Below are 17424 nucleotides of genomic sequence, written 5' to 3' on the forward strand. Positions count from 1 at the left end.
GCTTTCAAGTTTAACATTGCGCGCCTACCTTCCAGTCCCGGCGAACCCCGAGCCCCACGTATCGCTCAACATGAAACCGGCGGCTAGCGGATCGTCGGGATCCACGCCGATCTGCTGGATTCCGTAGAGCCATGCACGCCCGTGAATGCGCGGCAGCACCGCTGTCTTGCCTGCCACTTCGGTTAAGCCCAGCAGTTCAACCTTGAATTCGCCTCCGATCGTCGAGCGCGAGGTCAGGCGACCGCCAACCTTGATGCGATCACGGGCGGCCAGTGTCGCGAGGTTCGCAGAACTGCCCGTCCCGCAAGGCGACCGGTCTACCCGCCCAGGCGGCAACGTCGTGCAGGTCTGGTACAGGTCGTCGCTGATGCGATTGCGAAACATCACGTAGGCGACGTCATTGATCTGCTCAAAGAGAGGATGCTGAACAGTGATCTGCTGGTTGATCACTTCCTTGAGCTTGACGCCATACGTCGCCAGTTCCCTTGCGTTTTGAGGCGCAATCTCCAAACCGATCTGATCGACGTCGATCAGCGCGTAATAGACACCCCCAAAAGCGATATCGGCCTTGATGCGTCCGAATTCGGCGGTCTCGACCTCGAAGTCGAGACGCTCGACAAACGAAGGAACCATATCCAGCGACACCCCCAGACACCGTCCGTCACTGCATGTGGCCCGGGCGGTGACGAGCCCGGCTGGCGTGTCCAGCACTACCGTCGTCTCCGGTTCCTGCATCGGAACCATGCCGAGCTCGAGCAACGCAGTGACTACGCATATGCAGTTGCTGCCCGACATCGGATGCGCCTTGTCAGCCTGCAGCACGATAAAGCCTGCGTGCGCTTCGGGCCGGGTCGGCGGCAGCAGCAGGTTGACGGACATCTGCAGACAGCCTCGCGGTTCGAGAATCACCAGCCGTCGCAAACTGTCGTCGACCTCGTTGATGTAGTTCATCTTGTCCAGCATGGTCTTGCCGGGCACGTCGATGACGCCCCCGGTAATCACCTTGCCGATTTCGCCTTCGCAATGAACATCGACCAGCTGCAGCGTTTTTTTCCAGCGCATGATGGACGTACCTTTACTTGATGTACCAGCCCCACGGCCGGTCGCTGTCGTAACGCGTGATCTGCTTGGTTTCGAGGTAGTTGTTCAGGCCCCACTCGCCCAGTTCACGCCCGATGCCGCTCTGTTTGTAGCCGCCCCACGGCGCCTCGGTAAACGTCGGTTGCGAACAGTTGATCCAGACAATGCCCGCGCGCAACGCACGCGCCACTCGTTCGCAGCGTTCGAGATCGCGCGACATCACCGCAGCCGCGAGACCGAAGCGTGAGTCGTTCGCCGAGCGCAGCGCTTCAGCCTCGTCGTCGAACGGGCGGATGCACACAACGGGGCCAAAGATTTCTTCCTGCCAGATCCAGCTGTCTTCAGGCACATCGGCAAACACGGCCGGCGCGAGGAAGTAACCCTTCTCGAGGCCCGTCGGACGATTTCCTCCGGTGACCAGCCGCGCGCCCTCCTGCTGTCCCCGCGCAATCGCCTCGCGGACCTTGTCGTACTGGCCGCGACTGACGAGCGGGCCAAGCAGCACGCCCTCCTCGAGACCACTGCCGATCGTGAGTTTTCGGGCCTCCTGTGCGAGTCGTTCCAGCAGCGGCTCATAGAGGCCACGTTGCACGAGGACTCGCGATGTCGCGGAACAGACTTCGCCCTGGTTCCAGAATATGCCGAACATGATCCATTCGACCGCCGCCTCGAGATCGCTATCGTCAAAGACGATAAACGGTGACTTGCCACCCAGTTCAAGACTTACGTTCTTGATATCGCGCGCCGCCGCCTGCATGATGCGGCTTCCCGTCGGAACGCTGCCGGTAAAGGCGAGCTTGTCGATCCCCGGGTGTTCGCTCAATGGCGCGCCAGCGTCCAGGCCGAGGCCCGTGACGATATTCAGCACGCCCGGCGGAAGTTCCGCCTTGAGCGCGATGTCGGCCAGTTCGAGCGCCGTCAACGGCGTGAGCTCAGAGGGCTTGAGAACCATGGTACATCCGGCTGCCAGAGCGGGCGCCACCTTCCAGGCGGCCATCAGCATCGGAAAGTTCCACGGGATGATCGCGCCTGCAACGCCCACTGGCTCCTTTCTCGCTACCGAACTGAAACGGTCATCGGACAGCGTGACAGGTTGCTCCGCAGCGTCGTCCAGCTTATCTGCGAGACCGGCATAGAACTCAAAGCAGCCGGCCGCATCGCCGAGGTCCCACAGCGCCTCGGGCAGCGGCTTGCCGTTGTCGCGCACCTCGATCTCCGCCAGTTCCGGCAGACGGTCGCGGATACCCTTCGCGATCCTGCGCAGGATCGCGCCTCGTTCCGCGCCGCGCATCTTCGGCCAGGGGCCTCCGTCAAACGCTTCACGCGCGGCCTTGACGGCGAGATCGATGTCCTCTGCCGTTGCGGCCGCGACGTTGGCGATGACCCGCTCGTTACTCGGGTCGACGGTCTCGAACGTACCGCCTTTAACCGGCGCAATCCAGCGGCCGTTGATGAAAAGTTGTTCGTACGATTTCATGAGTTCTCTCAATGTCAGGCGAAGCGGCGAGCGCTGAACGGCGTCAGGTCCTGTCTGGTCGGACGACCCGCCACCATCTCCGTGATCAGACGACCGGTCGTGGCGCCCAGCGTGAGACCGAGCTGTCCGTGACCGAACGCCATGAAGACGTTCGGGAGTCGCGTCGAGCGGTCGATGACCGGCTTGGTATCGGGTAAAAACGGACGATACCCGACACCGTATTCCAGCTTGTCCGTTCGAAGCTCGGGCAGGATTCGCTTCGCTTTTTCCAGGATGATGTCCGCGCGCCTGAAGTTGGGTTTGGCGTTTCGGCCGGCGAATTCGATGGTCCCGCCAATCTGCAGGCCACGTGTCATCGGGCTGAAACAGAACCCGCCGTCCGCGTAGATGACGGAGTGTCGGATGTCCACCCCGGGTTCAGGCAGCAGCACCTGATATCCGGCAATGCCTTCAAGCGGAATGTTCACGCCAAGCGCGTCGAAGAACTGGCGCGAACCCGTGCCGGCGGCAACGACCACGTGGTCGGCCGGAATGCACTCGCCGTTTGCTAGCGTTACGCCGGTCGCCCGCCCGGACGTCTGATCGATACGCCGCACCTCCATGCGGACGCGAACGCCGCCCTGCTCGATAAAGCTCTCCGTCAACGCCGCGATGAAACCTTCCGTGTCGCTGACTGCGCGCCAGTCGGGAAAAAGAAGCCCATGCGCGAAACGGCCGGCCAGCGCCGGTTCGAGATCGCCGATTTCCGCGGCGTTGAGCTGCTGCGATTTGAAGCCGAGCGACCGTCGAAGTTCGAGATGCGGTTTCTCGTGCTCAACGCCGGACGGATGATCGAACACTTCAATGACTGGACGCTCGCCCATCAGCGCCTTGTTCTCGCACGCGTCCAGCAGTGGCGAATAGTCTGTGTACACGTCATGCGTGAGCGTGGCCATGGCCCGCGCAATATCTACGATCTTCGCATGCCGCGCGGAAGCGACGAACCGGAAGAACCATGGAAGGATCCCCGGCAATGCGCTGGGCCGCAGCGCGAGCGGCCCGTTCTGATCCATGAGCCAGCCTGGCACTTTCATCAGGATGCCGGGCTTGGACAGCGGAATGATCTCGCTCACGGCCATCTGGCCACAGCTCCACTTTGCGGTGCTGTCTCCGGGCGCCGCCGGGTCAACGAGCGTCACGGCATACCGATCCCGCTGCAGATACAGTGCGCAGCACACACCCACGATCCCTCCGCCGATGACGACCGCTTTCTGCCGTGGTGACGTATCCTGCGCGCTCATGGTGTGTTCTCGTGGAACGGCATTCAATTGACAAACTCCTGCAGGCTAAAGCCGTGCGCGTAAGGCTGTCCGTCTTCGACAAAGTGCTGGGCACGACCGGTAATCCAGGCGCGACCCTCGACACTGGGGAACACAGCGGCGGTGCCATCCGCCAGGCTGGTCTGCGCTTCGACGCGCCCGATAAACCGGCTGCCGATCAGACTTTCATGGCGAAACGCGTCCCCCTCTTTCAGCCACCCTCGCGCGAAGCGTTGCGCCACGCGAGCCGAACTTCCTGTTCCGCAGGGTGAGCGGTCGATGAGACTGTCCCCCGCAATCACGACAGCGCGAGCGTCAGCTTCGGCAGAAATCGGCCGTCCGGTCCACATGCAGTGTTTCACTCTGCGTATGGCGGGGTTGTCCGGATGAACCACGTCAACCGCGTGATTGACCAGGCGCTGCATGTCGCGGCCCCACTCCAGCAACACTTCCGGCGCAAAGTGCTCGCAGCCCGGATAGTTCGCCTGCACTTCGACGATCGGATAGAAATTTCCCCCATAAGCGATGTCAACTGACAGCCGGCCCAACTTCGGGAAAACAATCTCGACGTCGCGATGCAACAGGAAACTCGGAACGTTGGTGAATCTGACTGACGTGATCCGCTCGCCGTCCTGCTCGTAGCGCGCCGTGATCTGTCCCGCAGGCACATCGACCGTTACCGTGCCCGGATTTTTGGGAACAACGAGACCCGTCTCCAGCGCAAATGAAATCGAGCCGATCGTCGCATGCCCGCACATCGGCAGACAGCCCGAAGTCTCGATGAACAGAAGGCTGAAGTCAGCGTTCGCACTGAGCGGCGGATAAAAGATCGTCCCTGACATATGAGCATGACCGCGCGGCTCGAACATCAGCGCGCGACGAATCCAGTCATACCGCTCGATGAAGTCCAGCCTGCGGTCGTTCATCGTGGAGCCATCCAGCGCCGGGCCGCCGTCGATCACCATGCGGACGGGCATTCCTTCCGTGTGGCCTTCGATGCAGGTGAAGCTGTGTCTCGTCATTTTCGGGGTCTCGCTCGGTTGCACCGACATCCTGCGGCGCCGGTGCGTGAAGTCCATCAGATTTGGGTCGCCTCGAATACCTTGCGGAATTCAGCCTTCTCTGCATCCGACAGCGGCTGCAGCGGCATACGGGCGTTACCGACCTTGAAGCCAGCAAGCTCGCAGCCATACTTCACCTTCTGGATGAACTTGCCTGCTTCCATGCTCGCCATCACCGGGAACAGCGAACGCATGACAGCCTGCGCACCGGCCAGATCGCCGCCAGAGAACTTCTTGTAGAAGTCGACCACCTGAGTAGCGAAGCAGTTCGCCGGCCCGCAGATCCAACTGCTCGCGCCCCACAGGAAGAAGTCGAGTGCCTGGTCGTCTGAACCGCAAGACAACTGGTAACTGTCCTTGTACTTGCCGCCGATTTCGATTGCGCGCAGCAGGTTGCCACTGCTTTCCTTGATGCCGATCACGCGTGGGTGATCCTTGAACGCGTCGAGCACGCCATAGCCGACCTCGACGTTGGTTCGGACCGGATAGTTGTAGAGGATCACATTGACGTCGGGCACTGCGGCCAGGATCGCGTCATAGTGACCAATCAGTTCTTCCTGCGACGGCAACGCGTAGTACGGCGGCGCGATCAGCACGTTTGTGTAGCCGGCGTCGCGCGTCTGCTTCACCTGCTCGATCACTTCACGTGTGCAGGATCCATTGGCCCCAGCGATAAGCAGGCCACGGTCGCCGACCACTTCGCGCACGGTCTTCATGATCGCGCGACGCTCTTCATTGGTGAGCGCGTAGTATTCGCCGGTCGAACCAAGCGGCACGAAGCCGCTTACGCCAGCTTTGAGCTGGAACTCGAGAATCGAAGCCAGCGTGTCATGGTCCACTGCGCCTGATGCATCGAACGGGGTAACGAGGGCGGGCAGAATACCTTTCAACTGCATGAGATTTCTCCAGATAACGGGTGACGTGTGACGGACAGCAGGTAATTGGGTTAGCAGGCGTAGCGCCTGAGCATCCGGGACTCAACCACACCGACGAGACGCGTCAGCGGGAAAGCGACGAGGAAGTAAATGATTGCGACGGAAGTAAGAAACTCCACAGGCCGCGCAGTGCTGTTCGAAATGTTCTGCCCGACAAACATGAGGTCAGCCACCCCCACAGAAGAGATGAGCGCGCTCTCCTTGAACAGGCTGACGACGTTCGACAACAGAGGCGGTATCGACCTGAGAAGCGCCTGCGGAAAAATCACATAGAGGATCTTCGCGTGCGGCGTCAGATTGAGCGCGGTACATGCGTCGTGCTGCTCGCCGGCAATCGACTTGAGCGCACCACGAAAGGTCTCACTCGTAATCGCAGCCATGTACAGCGTCAGGGAAATCAGAACCGACGCATAAGGCGGAATGGGCAGCCGGAACACCACTGGAAAGCAGAAGAACACCCAGAACAACTGGATCAGCAACGGCGTACCGCGAAAAAATTCGACATACAGGGTCGTCGGCGCTTTCAGCCAGCGAGCCGGCGACATGCGCAGAAGGCTCAGCACAAAGCCCGCAAGACTGCCGAGGATGGCGCAGGTCATCGTGAATGACAGCGTCAGCCCCAGGCCTTTCAGCAACACCAGCCAGTAGGGAAAGACCACAGAAAAGTTGAGGTTCATGGTGTTCTCCTTAGCGCTGCACCGCGGCGTCCTGACGGCGCTCGACTACGTGTACCAGTCGTGCGATGGGCACAGAAAGCGCGAAGTAAATCAGCGCAATGACCGAATACGTTTCAAGCGGCCGATATGCTTCGGTAGCAATACTCTTGCCGACGTACATCAGGTCGGCGACCGCCACGATGGCGACCAGCGCGCTTTGCTGAAGGCTGCCGATGCCGTTCGTCATCAAGACGGGCAGCGCGCTGCGAAGTGCCTGCGGAAACACGACAAAAACAGTGCGTTGCCAGGATCGCAGCCCCAACGCTGTCGAAGCGTCCAGATGTTCACGCGGAACCGCCTGAATTCCAGCGCGATACGCTTCGGCGTTAAATGCCGTGAGGTTGAGTCCGAGCGCGAGCACGCCCATGGCGATCGGATCGATAAACACATCCACCATCATGGGTATGCAGTAAAAGAACCAGACAATCTGCAAGAGTGCGGGGGTGCATCGAAAGAACTCGATGAAAAGCTGCGCGGGCCATCGTACGATCGTCCACCGGCTCATCGCCAGCAGACACAGTAAAAAGCCCAGCACGAGACCCATGACGTTGGATGCAATCGCCAGCTCGATGGTGACCTTGAGGCCTGCCAGCAGTGCGCCGAAGTTTCCCGCGAGGAAGCCGAAGTCGAAGTGGTAGTTCATGGCGTCGACCTCAATCAAGGTGCAGGATTTTTTCCAGAAACTCGCGTGTGCGGGTTTCCTTCGGGCACTTGAATATTTCTGCCGGCGGTCCTTCCTCGACGATTTTGCCGTTGGCGCAAAAGACGACTCGCGTCGCGATGTCGCGGGCGAAGTGCATGTCGTGGGTGACGATGATCATGGCCATCTTCTGCTCAGCCAGCTTGAGCATCACGTTCTGGACTTCGATCACCATCTCCGGGTCGAGAGCCGACGTGACTTCGTCGAACAGCATCAGTTTCGGCTCCAGCATCAGCGCGCGGGCGATGGCGACACGCTGCTTCTGGCCGCCCGATAACTGGCTCGGGTACGCATGCAGCTTGCTTTCCAGACCAAGACGAGCCAGGTACATGCGAGCGCGCTCGCTTGCCTCCCCTTTCGACACTCCGCCCACTTTCACGGGCGCAAGGATGAGATTGCCGAGCACCGACAGATGAGGGAACAGCGTGTAGTGCTGGAACACCATTCCGATCTGCTTTTGCAGGCGCTGGTCGATCCGCTTGCCGCGGCCGGTCTTCGATCCGTTGATATACGGCTTACCCTGAAATTCGATGCCGCCGTCCTGGATCCCTTCCAGCCCCATCATGACACGCAGAAGCGAGCTTTTACCGCTGCCGCTGGGGCCGATGATCACTAGTCGATCATCGGCGCGCATGTTCAGACTCATGCGATCCATGACGACCAGGTTCTCGCCATACGACTTGTACACGTCGCGCAACTGAACGAAATCGCCCGTTGTTTCAGCGGGGGTCTGACGGATGTGGGTCGGCGTCGGCATGATTTGAGGCGAAGACATATGCACTTTCTCCAGCGAGCGCGCTGCAGGCGCTCAGGGTACGAATTCAAATGATCGAAACCTGATCAGCGTTGCCGTTGCTGCTGGAGCACGCCTGATCGTTCTGCCCTCTGGCTCGCCGTTGGCGAGCCGCTACCCCGCGTCGCATCGCATGGCCGCGAACGCCTGACGGAAAGCCGATCTACCTGCGACGGCGAGCGCGAAGCTCGCCAATGACTGGATCGCGCGGCAGCACAGCGCGCCGCGCTCGCGGACTTACTGACCGGGCACGAGCATCGCCTGGACGGAGGTCTTGATGAGCCGGTTCACGGCGCCGGATTTGACCTGCTGGCCGAGATATTTGTTGAGAACGTCCATGTCGGCCGCCGGTGTCTCCTTACGCACGCCAAAGGCAACTTCCTGCTGTGCGAGCGCCGGCGTCGGATTGAAGCTGACGGCCCATTCAGGATGAGCCTCGGTCAGCAGCATGTTCGTGATGTTTGCGTCTGCCAGCATATCGGCGCGCTTTGAGATCAAGGCCAGACGGGTTTCATCGTTGCCCGGCAAACGCATGATCTGCGCCTGCTTGAGCACGGCCGAGATCGCCTTGTCCTGAGACGTGCCTGACATCACCGCGATGACAATGCCGGGTTTGTCGACATCGGCCGCCGCATGCAGATTTTTCGGGATCTTTGGGTTGTTCTTGTTGAAGACGAACGAAACGTTGTAGTCGGTCGCGGGTGCGGAGAATCCGATGGCTTTTTCACGCTCGGGGGTGTCATTCAGCGCAAGCGAAAGGTCCCATTTGTCCGACTGAAGGCCCGCCACGATGTTGTCCCAGGTCGTGTCGACAAACTCGACTTTGACTTTGAGGACATTTTGTCCGAAGTCCCGGCACAGTTCGGAGAAGAAGCCGCTATATGAGCCTGTCTTGGGATCCCGCATGACGTACGGGGGAGCCACTGCGGCGCCGCACCTCAATACTCCTGCTTTCTTTACGCTTTGCCACGTACCGGCGTCTTCGGCATGCGAAGAAACACTCGCGAACAGTGATGCAGCGGCTGTTGCACACAGAACGGCGTGACGAATGAAGCGAGACATCCGAACCATTTTGACCTCTCAATTAAGGGTAATCCCGGAGATAAACTCTCCGGCGCCACACAATCATGTATGTTGTGATGTGTGCAACGTTGCATGCATAGTAGGAGGCCAAAACTTCCGCTGTCAACCAGGCAATTGCCCTGGAGAGGGATGAGCATGATCAGAAGCGAAGGGAGAGGAATTCGCGCGGCGCGATTTCAGACAAAAAACCTTCTGGAGAAGTAGCGCATCGCTTTGTTTGCCGCCGTTCGAGCTTCGGACGGGGTGACGCGTCGCCCCCGACCCTGTAGATCGGCGTTGCGGTTCGAACTGGATTTATCGGCGATGACCGGCCAACATGCTGCCGGCGGCGGTTTCAGCCTCAGGGAGCCATGGATTGTTGAGGTTGGCAGGCGGCTACCCAGACAACCGGAAGAACTACCGGACCACGCGGTGATATCCGGTTTGTAGTTTCGGCGCGAGCTTGCGCACGTCGTTGGCCAGTTCTGGGCTGCGGCGTGACTTGCGAAGGTTTCTGATCAACGGCATTGACGTAATGACCTGGCCGTCATGTGCCAGCGCAGTGGAAGCCTGCGGGGCCGCTTCAAGAATCGTCTTGAGACGCGAGACCGCCTCATCCGACTCCGATTGAATCCGTGCGCGGAGGAACAGTTCGTTCAGTGCCGCAAACCACAACGACGGCGCGCGATACGTGAATTCGCGCATGAACCGAGTACCGTGCGCTGTCGGTGTCAAGGTGTAGGTGACAGTGCCGGCGGGTCTGCCGTCAATCGCCCCTTCTATCACCCACTTGCGAGGACGGTCTCGCTCAGCGACGGTCCACACGACGCGCCCTCGTCGGCCAGCTACGCGAAACTCTTCAGTGACCTGCTCCCGCACGTCGAGCGAGTGATCCGTTGCTCCGCTGACGGCGAGCGATGACGGGTGCCACACAGGCCAGTGAGTCGGGGTCGTCACGTAGTCGAAGACGAGCGTGTCGGGCCGTTCGATCGACGTGACCGTGACGATCCGCGTGTCGAGGACAAGCTGCCGCGGCAACGGGACAAAGAACAGACCTACGACGCCCAGCGCAGCCAGCGCCATCGCGACAGACAGTGTCAGCCTATTCATGGTGATCGCACGAGGCGGGGATGCACTCGAATGGTTCAGCGAACCTACCCTGGCAATACCTCGTTCCTACTGCAGATGCTACTGCTGCCGAGTAGCCGTGGCGAGGAGTCCCTTCGATCTCAAAGCGACACCGTCGCAGACGCGAGCGTCGCCCGGCGACGGGCCCCGACCGACCACGCAACCGCGGTCCCGATTGCGAGAACTAACAGGCATGCGGTCGGAACGAGCATCGGCGCGACATGGCTGTTGCTCACTTTGCCGACATAGGGCGTCAGGTTCTGCCCAAAGAACCCGCCGAGGTTGCCGATAGAGTTGATGGCGGCGACACTCGCCGCGGCTCGGGCGCCGGAGAAGAAACGCGGCGGAAGCGACCAGAAGCACGGATACAGTAGCGGGATACAGGCCCCGCCCAGGCATAGCGCGATGAAGCGCAGGGAAATCGTCGGCAGCACGAGGCTCGATGCGAAGCAAACGACGCCAATCCCTGCGACCACAGTCATCGCCCTCAACACCACCCGCTCGCGCTTGAGCTTCCCGGGAAGCCAGAGCAGAAGCAGCGTCGCAAGTGCCCACGGAATCATGTTGAGCAAGCCGTTGACGCTCGACGAAACGCCGTAACTCTTGACCAGCGTAGGCATCCAGTAGGTGACACCGTATAGCGACGTCGACATCAGCATGTAGGTCGCTGCGAATAGAAGAACTTTCGGATCAACCAGTGCAGCCCACGGCCGGGACGCTTTCGCCTGAACGGAAGCCTCGCGCTTGAGCGCTGTCAGCACGAGATGTTTTTCGTTCTGCGAGAGGAACGCCGCCTCCCTGACCGAGCCGGGCAGATACTTAAGTGCGACGAACGCGATCAGAATTGCCGCAATGCCGGTAGCAATGAAGACCCATTGCCAACCCGCCAGCCCCAGTGTCCCGCCCAGCGAAAGCAGGAGCCCCCCTACCAGCGAGCCAAGCATGTTCGCGAGCGAACTGCCCAGCGTAAAGAAGCCGAGCACGCGCGTCCGATAGCTTTGCGGAAACCACTGCGTCAGGTAGTAGATAACGCCGGGATAAAAGTCCGCTTCGGCCACGCCAAGTGCAAAGCGGAAAGAATAGAAAACCGGTAGCGACCTCGTGAACGCCATCAGCACCGTAACGATGCCCCACGTATCATGATGCGGGCGAGCCACGTGCGGGCGCCGAAACGATGGAGCGCCAGCGTGCTGGGCACTTCGAACAGCAGGTAGCCAATGAAGAAAAGCGATGCTCCAAGGCCATACGCCGCCTCGGTCATACCGAGCGCATGCACCATCTCCAGTTTCGCGAAGCCGACATTCTGGCGGTCGATGAAAGAGATGAGGAACATGACGATCAGCAGGGGCATCAGCCGCCATGCCACGCGCGCAAGGCGGTTCACAGCGCAACCGCGGCGCAGGTCGCGCGCCGGATGCCGATCGGGCAGTCGGCGACGGCACCGATGGGGCGCGGTCAGCGAATATCGACCTGATACTGGAACGCGGTGGCGGAACCTTGCGTGGTGCGCCATTCGATGGGCGTTCCCGCGAAATCGAAGGCCACGCGCTGCACAAGGATTACCGGGCTACCGATATCGGTGCGCAACAGCGATTCGCATCCAGATCCGCCGCCGTCGAGGTCGACTTGAGCACGCTACGCTTTCGCCGAACCTTTGCCGCAGTGGCACGCCAGGATGGCCGTGACTGCGGCGATCGTGAGGCAGCTGAAAGACATGATCTGAGTGAATCCGGATACCGAACCTGACAACACCGTATGTTTCGCTGAAATTTGGCTGTAAGTCGCCGTTGCTACAGTCCTCGAAAGCCTTTGCCGCCGGATGCCGGACGGACTCCCTGCGGACAGGCAGAAAGGACAAGAGCGTCAACCCATGAACACAGCGCGTGCATTCTGGCTCATTGTGGTGCTGCTTTTCACGAACCCTGTCTGGGCGTTTCAGTCCAGGGTCGTCGCGATTCCCAGCGCTGCGATGCATAAGTCTTTCGACGCGACCGTGGTGTTGCCCGATGAGTACGCGCGAGGCGACGAGGCCGACCGGTTCCCGGTTGTCTATGTGCTGCACGGCTCGGGCGGCGACCACACCGACTGGACCGCGAATACGCCGATTGGCAAGCTGGCAGACCGCTATCACGTGATCCTCGTGATGCCGGACGGCGGTCATGAAAGCTGGTACATCGACAGCCCCGTCAATCCGCGCAGCCGTTACGAAACGTTCGTGGGTGTGGAAGTCGTTGGGTATATCGACGCGCACTTCCGCACGATTGCCGCAAAGCAGGCACGCGCGATTACGGGCTTGAGCATGGGCGGCTTCGGCGCGTTAAGCATTGCTCTCGACCGGCCGGATACATTCGGCGCCGTGGGGAGCATCAGCGGCGCGGTCGATCCGCGTGCGTGCGAAGACGAACCCGGTATCAACCGCGTGTTCGGCACCCCAGCCCGGCACGCTGCGTTCTGGAACAGCAAGGTCATCGTCGAAAACGCCCAAAGCTTTGAAAACGCCCATATTGACCTGACGATCGATTGCGGCGTCAACGACTCGCTCGTCCAATCGAATCGCACGCTGCACGAACGACTCGTCGAACTGGGCGTACCGCATGATTACGCGGAACGTCCCGGCGGCCACACGTGGCAGTACTGGGCCAATGCGATCCAGTATCAGGTGCTCTTCTTCGCGACTTCGTTCCAGCACAAGGGCTTCGCATTCAACAACCATCCAGACATGACGAGGCGCATGACCGCCCTGACGACGGCCGGTTGATGCGTCGCTCGCCGATCGACGGCGCACGGGAAAACCAACGCAACCCGCTATCGCTACGCTTCGTCAGGAAGCCGAAGCCCGAGTTCGTTGAATACTTCCCGGGCATTCCGGAACGCTTCGATGGCGGCAGGCGCGCCGGCATACACCGCGCCATGCAGCAAGACCTCGCGAATCTCCACGATGGTTGCGCCATACGGAATGACAGCGGCGCAAACTTATCGCCGGAATAAGTTTGCACCAGCGCCGCCCGCAAATCCCTGATACGCAAGGCGGCACGCGTTTCGCGCCGGTTCCGTAAGTTCGCATCCGCCAGCGTCGATTAACCATTTTGTGAAACGGCGTCCATGCGGTGAAGTGGCAATCTTCCGCCCAAAAAAGCATTGGGAAGCCGACCCCGCAAGGGTCGGCTTTTTTGTTTGCGGCATGGCCGGGCATTCGCCCGATAGCTTTTGACGTCTGTTATCGCCCGACAATTCTTGACAATACATCTGAGAAATGTCGGCTACTCTGGCGAGGCCACCATTTCGGGTACGGCGATCATTCACGTAGGATACTTAAACATGCCGGAACAGCAGAACAACGAAACGACGTACCTTTTTGTCACCATCGGTTCGCGCACTGAGCGCGGCCGACGCGTCACCTGGATAACGACCATGGCTGAATATCAAGAGATGGCGCTGGCCCGTGTCGGCGATATCGTCACGTACGACGACCGTGAACCGGTTCCCGGCCTTCCGGCCTATACGCTACCCCGGAGTGCCGTCACGGACGGAGGGAGCATCCATGCGTAAGGCGGCGGTGCGCGACGGCGACCCTACAACAACGGGCGGTTTTGTCATTGGCACTTCGACCCGCATTAACGATAAGGGGAAGAAGGTTGCCCTGATTGACGATTACGCCACCTGTGGCAACTGCAAGGGTACATACAGGATATTCGGAACCGGCAAGGGAATGTCGGACATGGGACGGGTGGTGGTGGTTGATGGCGATTCCGTACTTTGCCCGTGCGGAAAGAATCGGGTAATCGTCGGTAGCAATCCGGGATGTTTTCTCAATTCGGACCACGGTTCGGCGAGCGCGAGCAGCACGGCTAGCGCGGCGCAATCCGCCATCGCAGCGGACAAACTAGAACACTATTTTGAAATTACGGATGCGTTGACGGGCGCACCAATCGAAGGAATGACTTACAAGCTGTTTAGCAAGGGTGTTGCGCTTGTCGGTGATAAGGCGCTTGTAGCCGGGAAAACGATGGCGTTTTCGAAGAACGAGCATCCAGATCTGACGTTCATCGCGTGGCGGCCAGGAGACGTACGATGAGTGACGCGACCAATCAGGAGGTGCGCCTACTGGCGGCAGTTGCTTACGGGGAAGCATCCCCGGCGAATGATCCTCAAGAAATCGGTGGGATTGCGTTCGCAGTAGCTAACAGATGCCGGGCATGGGGAAACAAGACAGTATCGGAGTTGCGCGCGGCTGACCCGAACTATTCGTATGCATGGGACGGTTCCAACGCCCGATTCAACAAACTGATGCGAACATCGGATGGTGAGATAGAGCGGGACCCGGGAATGAAATTGGCCGTTGAGTGGGCTCAGAAAACTTTGGCAAACAGTGGGCCCGATCCGTCGAACGGGGGGTTCTGGTGGGACGGCCTGGACTTCAGGACGAACTACGCTAACCATCCGAAAGTTCGAGACGGCTTCAGATGGGGTGACCCGTCCCACAACATTTTTGGCGTGCCAGATAAACGACGCGAAATTGTCGTGCGCTGGAAAGTCAAAAACAAAAAGACCGGGACAATTGTCGATGGCGGCGAGCGCGGTCGTTACGTTTCGGTGTGGGTGTCGACGGCTGCGCACGGTAGCACAGTATTCTGGCTTCATGATCCCGACTATTTACAAGCCACTGGGGGCAAGGTCTACCGATGAGATTCAAGATAGTGTCAGCGGCCATCCTGGCTGCTTTTGCCGTCTGTTCTCAGGCGGCTCGAATCTATAGCAACTACGATTCTTTCTACGCGGCACAACCCGGCGCCGTCTTTAGCGACCCAGTTAAACGTGACTCTAGCGTTGTCTATTCCGACTCAGGCGAACGAGGCGTTTATACGGAAATGCAAGGTGCGCTGAACGGGGAAAAGGTAAGTATCAGGATCGCCGACCGGAGCATAACGATTAACGGAAGCAATTATCGTTTTGCGGACGCAACGACATTCCCCGGAGAGCATCGATCAAACCTGAATCCGCAAAGCGTAGATGTATTTCTTGCGACACCAACGGGCTCCCCCATCAGCATCATGTGCCTGCAAGGCGATACTGTCGGGTCAGGGGAAGCTGATCGACACAAGCAAGTCTACCTGCTGGTGAACCCCTTTGCACGAAAGGGCAAGCCGACCTTTCTGCATTTACCAAGTCTGTTTGCTTCGTGCCGTGCTGTACTGTTGACAAAGGACGCAAAGCTCGTGTTTCCAAAGAACAGCTACCTATTCGACAATGCAGAAGAAGCGCGTGTACCGGCTCCGGTTGTCTGGACACGCTTTTGCAGCTCAGGCGGCCAGCTTCATCAGCCGTTCCTGACGGGCTTCGAGGGGTGATTTGAAGCCCAACTTTTCAAGACGCCAGTCGCGATTGTATCGATCCTTGAACGCGATGGCGGCGGCACGAACTTCCTCCAGGTTTTTGAAGATGCGTCCATGAATAGCCTGTTCCTTCATTGTCCGGTTGAATCGCTCGGCGACGCCGTTGGTCTGGGGTTCGGCGACGAAGGCATAGCTCGGCGCGATGCCCCAGAACCGGATCTGGTTACGGAAGTCGTCCGACGTGTACTGCGAACCGTGATCCATACGCAGCGACAGCCCGCGGCCCGCATCGGCGAGCACGGAACCGAATTCGTCCAGCAGCCCCTGGGAGATCGGCTCGAGGGCAGCAAAGCGGTCGCCAATCTTCGCGGCATGAATGCCGGTACACATGCCGTCGCAATGATCAACGGCCGAGAAGATCCACACCATGCCGTCGTCCACGGTCGCGATGCGCACGCCGTCGGTGCCCCACATCTCATTCGGGCAATCGGTTGTGATCCGGCCATCGTGAAGGTTGGGTTCGCCTCGCGCTTGCCGGTGCGGCGACAGCAGGCTGTGCTCGCGCATCAGTCGCAGCACGCGGGTCCGGGAGACCCGGATGTCGTGCAGGATACGCAAGCGCGCCCAGACCTTGCGATGCCCCTCGCCGATGAAGGGGGAAGCCACCAGATCGTCGCGGATGGCCTTCAGCAGGTCAGCATCGGGCATCTTCGGTTTCGGGCCGCGGCGGCCCGGGATGATCGGCACCACGTTGTCCGCTGTCCTCGCGCGGACAGCATAGATCGTCGAGCGGGGGAATCCGAGCACCTGGCAAACCCGTTGCAATCCAAAGGGCTTGTTCGCACTAACGGAGATCGCGCGGCTCATGTCGACGATCTCCGAGCGGTCAAAGGGCGACGGGCCTGCAGTTCACGTTCCTTGCGCAGGATCTCGTTTTCCATAGACAACTCGCCGACGCGCCGCACGGCGTCATTGAGCCGGGCTTCCAGGGGATCGCTGGTGCGTGCCTTCAGGCCGGCCTCCATGCCGGCCAGTGCCAGCTCACGCCATTGCTTGAGCACGGCGATCGTCACACCGACTTCACGGGACACGGCGTCGACGGGTTCGCCACGCAGCAACCGAAGCACCACGCCGCGTTTGCGACCGGTCGACCAACGCTTGACTTCGGCGGCGCCAGAGGCGCTTCCAGTCGCGCTACGCGCTCCTTCCAGCGCCTCTGGCGCAACCCCGTTTACATCTGTTTTCTTCAACATCAACAACTCCAGTTTGGGACCCACGTTTTACCCCAAATCTGTGTCCAGAAAAACAGGAGGCGCGGCAGCAGAAGAAGCGCGCGTCGGGTTGCTTGTCTCATATCTCACGTTTGAGAACGGGCGCTTTAAGCCGACCAACAACGTGGTTCGACTTCGCTTCACTAGTCCGGAAAACTCGTTCGAGTTTTCACGGCAAGACGCGAACCAATAAACGTATTGACTGGGCGGCGCATAACGAATCGGGAAGGGACGGTCGTCGAACTCGCGCCGCCGCGTCGCCCCAACACCGGCGAGCAGACATGCGCCGCCCATGCTTCCATAAGTGGCCGTCGCTGTTCCAGCAGGTCGGTACGGTGATAGGCCGCTTCAACCTTGTTCGCGACCGTATGCTCCAGATCGCCCATCGCGCGCTCGACGAATCGCGCGCCCATCACTTCCGGGCGCCATGCCTTGCCCGCGTCGCGGTCACGTTCGCTCATGTTGAGTTCTCCCGCTGCCAGTTGCCGAAACCGTTCGACGCGATCATCGAGTCGACGCATGAAGCGCATCTATGCCGGGCTTCCCCGCTGGTTGTCCGGCGACACCTGG

The 17424-nt window shown here is 60.0% G+C and carries 18 protein-coding genes and 3 pseudogenes; 5 read left to right on the forward strand and 16 right to left on the reverse strand.

Annotated elements, in window-relative coordinates; translation table 11 throughout:
- Nucleotides 1-24: 24 nt before the first annotated feature.
- The 12 genes and pseudogenes from B0G77_RS24600 to B0G77_RS45315 all read right to left on the reverse strand — a co-directional run bounded on the left by B0G77_RS24600 (nt 25) and on the right by B0G77_RS45315 (nt 11837).
- On the reverse strand, nt 25-1062 hold the full coding sequence (locus B0G77_RS24600; RefSeq protein ID WP_133664665.1) for a proline racemase family protein: 1038 nt from the start codon (nt 1060-1062) through the stop codon (nt 25-27).
- Between the two features lie 13 nt (nt 1063-1075).
- Nucleotides 1076-2557 carry an aldehyde dehydrogenase family protein gene (locus tag B0G77_RS24605; protein WP_133664666.1) on the reverse strand — a complete coding sequence of 494 codons (1482 nt, stop codon included), beginning with the start codon at nt 2555-2557 and terminating at the stop codon, nt 1076-1078.
- 14 nt (nt 2558-2571) lie between these two features.
- The gene (locus B0G77_RS24610) at nt 2572-3837 is read right to left on the reverse strand and encodes an FAD-dependent oxidoreductase (protein WP_133664667.1); all 1266 of its coding nucleotides are present in this window, start codon (nt 3835-3837) and stop codon (nt 2572-2574) included.
- Between the two features lie 23 nt (nt 3838-3860).
- Nucleotides 3861-4877: a 4-hydroxyproline epimerase gene (locus B0G77_RS24615; RefSeq protein ID WP_133664668.1), complete on the reverse strand. Its 1017-nt coding sequence runs from the start codon at nt 4875-4877 to the stop codon at nt 3861-3863.
- A gap of 56 nt (nt 4878-4933) precedes the next feature.
- Nucleotides 4934-5812: a dihydrodipicolinate synthase family protein gene (locus B0G77_RS24620; RefSeq protein WP_133664669.1), complete on the reverse strand. Its 879-nt coding sequence runs from the start codon at nt 5810-5812 to the stop codon at nt 4934-4936.
- Nucleotides 5813-5862: 50 nt separating this feature from the next.
- Nucleotides 5863-6528 carry an amino acid ABC transporter permease gene (locus tag B0G77_RS24625; RefSeq protein WP_133664670.1) on the reverse strand — a complete coding sequence of 222 codons (666 nt, stop codon included), beginning with the start codon at nt 6526-6528 and terminating at the stop codon, nt 5863-5865.
- 10 nt (nt 6529-6538) lie between these two features.
- Entirely contained in the window at nt 6539-7210 is a 672-nt protein-coding gene (locus tag B0G77_RS24630; protein WP_133664671.1) for an amino acid ABC transporter permease, read from the reverse strand.
- 10 nt (nt 7211-7220) lie between these two features.
- Nucleotides 7221-8042 carry an amino acid ABC transporter ATP-binding protein gene (locus B0G77_RS24635; RefSeq protein WP_133664672.1) on the reverse strand — a complete coding sequence of 274 codons (822 nt, stop codon included), beginning with the start codon at nt 8040-8042 and terminating at the stop codon, nt 7221-7223.
- Nucleotides 8043-8297: 255 nt separating this feature from the next.
- Complete coding sequence (locus B0G77_RS24640) at nt 8298-8984, reverse strand: transporter substrate-binding domain-containing protein (RefSeq protein WP_243751195.1); 687 nt, start codon at nt 8982-8984, stop codon at nt 8298-8300.
- A gap of 711 nt (nt 8985-9695) precedes the next feature.
- Nucleotides 9696-10205 (reverse strand): annotated as a pseudogene (locus B0G77_RS24645) (SRPBCC family protein); the annotation flags it as partial.
- A gap of 146 nt (nt 10206-10351) precedes the next feature.
- Nucleotides 10352-11601, reverse strand: a pseudogene (locus B0G77_RS24650) (MFS transporter).
- 104 nt (nt 11602-11705) lie between these two features.
- A complete protein-coding gene (locus B0G77_RS45315; protein ID WP_279571353.1) occupies nt 11706-11837 on the reverse strand; it encodes a hypothetical protein in 132 nt (43 codons plus the stop codon).
- Nucleotides 11838-12120: 283 nt separating this feature from the next.
- Here B0G77_RS45315 and B0G77_RS24660 point away from each other — a divergent pair, with 283 nt between their 5' ends.
- Nucleotides 12121-13008: an alpha/beta hydrolase family protein gene (locus B0G77_RS24660; protein ID WP_133664675.1), complete on the forward strand. Its 888-nt coding sequence runs from the start codon at nt 12121-12123 to the stop codon at nt 13006-13008.
- 53 nt (nt 13009-13061) lie between these two features.
- Here B0G77_RS24660 and B0G77_RS24665 read toward each other — a convergent pair.
- A pseudogene (locus tag B0G77_RS24665) lies at nt 13062-13199 on the reverse strand (carboxymuconolactone decarboxylase family protein); the annotation flags it as partial.
- Between the two features lie 369 nt (nt 13200-13568).
- Between B0G77_RS24665 and B0G77_RS24670 the strand changes: the two are divergent.
- Genes B0G77_RS24670 through B0G77_RS24685 form a run of 4 tightly spaced genes read left to right on the forward strand, consistent with a single transcriptional unit; the run spans nt 13569 to nt 15598 of the window.
- The gene (locus B0G77_RS24670) at nt 13569-13799 is read left to right on the forward strand and encodes a hypothetical protein (RefSeq protein WP_133664676.1); all 231 of its coding nucleotides are present in this window, start codon (nt 13569-13571) and stop codon (nt 13797-13799) included.
- Nucleotides 13792-14325 (forward strand): PAAR domain-containing protein, encoded by a 534-nt coding sequence (locus B0G77_RS24675; RefSeq protein ID WP_133664677.1) that lies wholly within the window; start codon nt 13792-13794, stop codon nt 14323-14325. The genes B0G77_RS24670 and B0G77_RS24675 overlap by 8 nt, the downstream gene beginning before the upstream one ends.
- Nucleotides 14322-14936, forward strand: a complete 615-nt coding sequence (locus B0G77_RS24680) for a hypothetical protein (protein WP_133664678.1) — start codon at nt 14322-14324, stop codon at nt 14934-14936. The genes B0G77_RS24675 and B0G77_RS24680 overlap by 4 nt, the downstream gene beginning before the upstream one ends.
- Nucleotides 14933-15598 carry a hypothetical protein gene (locus tag B0G77_RS24685; protein WP_133664679.1) on the forward strand — a complete coding sequence of 222 codons (666 nt, stop codon included), beginning with the start codon at nt 14933-14935 and terminating at the stop codon, nt 15596-15598. Before B0G77_RS24680 ends, B0G77_RS24685 begins: the two co-directional genes overlap by 4 nt.
- Here B0G77_RS24685 and B0G77_RS24690 read toward each other — a convergent pair.
- The 3 genes from B0G77_RS24690 to B0G77_RS44505 form a co-directional block, all read right to left on the reverse strand.
- Nucleotides 15551-16450 carry an integrase core domain-containing protein gene (locus tag B0G77_RS24690; RefSeq protein WP_133661607.1) on the reverse strand — a complete coding sequence of 300 codons (900 nt, stop codon included), beginning with the start codon at nt 16448-16450 and terminating at the stop codon, nt 15551-15553. The genes B0G77_RS24685 and B0G77_RS24690 overlap by 48 nt on opposite strands.
- Nucleotides 16447-16836 carry a transposase gene (locus B0G77_RS24695; protein WP_133661608.1) on the reverse strand — a complete coding sequence of 130 codons (390 nt, stop codon included), beginning with the start codon at nt 16834-16836 and terminating at the stop codon, nt 16447-16449. Before B0G77_RS24695 ends, B0G77_RS24690 begins: the two co-directional genes overlap by 4 nt.
- Nucleotides 16837-16997: 161 nt before the next feature.
- The gene (locus B0G77_RS44505; protein WP_133664680.1) at nt 16998-17315 is read right to left on the reverse strand and encodes a hypothetical protein; all 318 of its coding nucleotides are present in this window, start codon (nt 17313-17315) and stop codon (nt 16998-17000) included.
- Nucleotides 17316-17424: the final 109 nt, after the last annotated feature.

Origin of the sequence: Paraburkholderia sp. BL10I2N1 (genome assembly GCF_004361815.1) — a bacterium.
Classification (GTDB): domain Bacteria; phylum Pseudomonadota; class Gammaproteobacteria; order Burkholderiales; family Burkholderiaceae; genus Paraburkholderia.

Bases quoted from the DNA above. Each gene is read 5' to 3' on its own strand.
- B0G77_RS24600 (WP_133664665.1), bottom strand. From the start codon at position 1,062: ATGCGCTGGAAAAAAACGCTGCAGCTGGTCGATGTTCATTGCGAAGGC.
- B0G77_RS24605 (WP_133664666.1), bottom strand. From the start codon at position 2,557: ATGAAATCGTACGAACAACTTTTCATCAACGGCCGCTGGATTGCGCCG.
- B0G77_RS24610 (WP_133664667.1), bottom strand. From the start codon at position 3,837: ATGAGCGCGCAGGATACGTCACCACGGCAGAAAGCGGTCGTCATCGGC.
- B0G77_RS24615 (WP_133664668.1), bottom strand. From the start codon at position 4,877: ATGACGAGACACAGCTTCACCTGCATCGAAGGCCACACGGAAGGAATG.
- B0G77_RS24620 (WP_133664669.1), bottom strand. From the start codon at position 5,812: ATGCAGTTGAAAGGTATTCTGCCCGCCCTCGTTACCCCGTTCGATGCA.
- B0G77_RS24625 (WP_133664670.1), bottom strand. From the start codon at position 6,528: ATGAACCTCAACTTTTCTGTGGTCTTTCCCTACTGGCTGGTGTTGCTG.
- B0G77_RS24630 (WP_133664671.1), bottom strand. From the start codon at position 7,210: ATGAACTACCACTTCGACTTCGGCTTCCTCGCGGGAAACTTCGGCGCA.
- B0G77_RS24635 (WP_133664672.1), bottom strand. From the start codon at position 8,042: ATGTCTTCGCCTCAAATCATGCCGACGCCGACCCACATCCGTCAGACC.
- B0G77_RS24660 (WP_133664675.1), top strand. From the start codon at position 12,121: ATGAACACAGCGCGTGCATTCTGGCTCATTGTGGTGCTGCTTTTCACG.
- B0G77_RS24670 (WP_133664676.1), top strand. From the start codon at position 13,569: ATGCCGGAACAGCAGAACAACGAAACGACGTACCTTTTTGTCACCATC.
- B0G77_RS24675 (WP_133664677.1), top strand. From the start codon at position 13,792: ATGCGTAAGGCGGCGGTGCGCGACGGCGACCCTACAACAACGGGCGGT.
- B0G77_RS24680 (WP_133664678.1), top strand. From the start codon at position 14,322: ATGAGTGACGCGACCAATCAGGAGGTGCGCCTACTGGCGGCAGTTGCT.
- B0G77_RS24685 (WP_133664679.1), top strand. From the start codon at position 14,933: ATGAGATTCAAGATAGTGTCAGCGGCCATCCTGGCTGCTTTTGCCGTC.
- B0G77_RS24690 (WP_133661607.1), bottom strand. From the start codon at position 16,450: ATGAGCCGCGCGATCTCCGTTAGTGCGAACAAGCCCTTTGGATTGCAA.
- B0G77_RS24695 (WP_133661608.1), bottom strand. From the start codon at position 16,836: ATGTTGAAGAAAACAGATGTAAACGGGGTTGCGCCAGAGGCGCTGGAA.
- B0G77_RS44505 (WP_133664680.1), bottom strand. From the start codon at position 17,315: ATGAGCGAACGTGACCGCGACGCGGGCAAGGCATGGCGCCCGGAAGTG.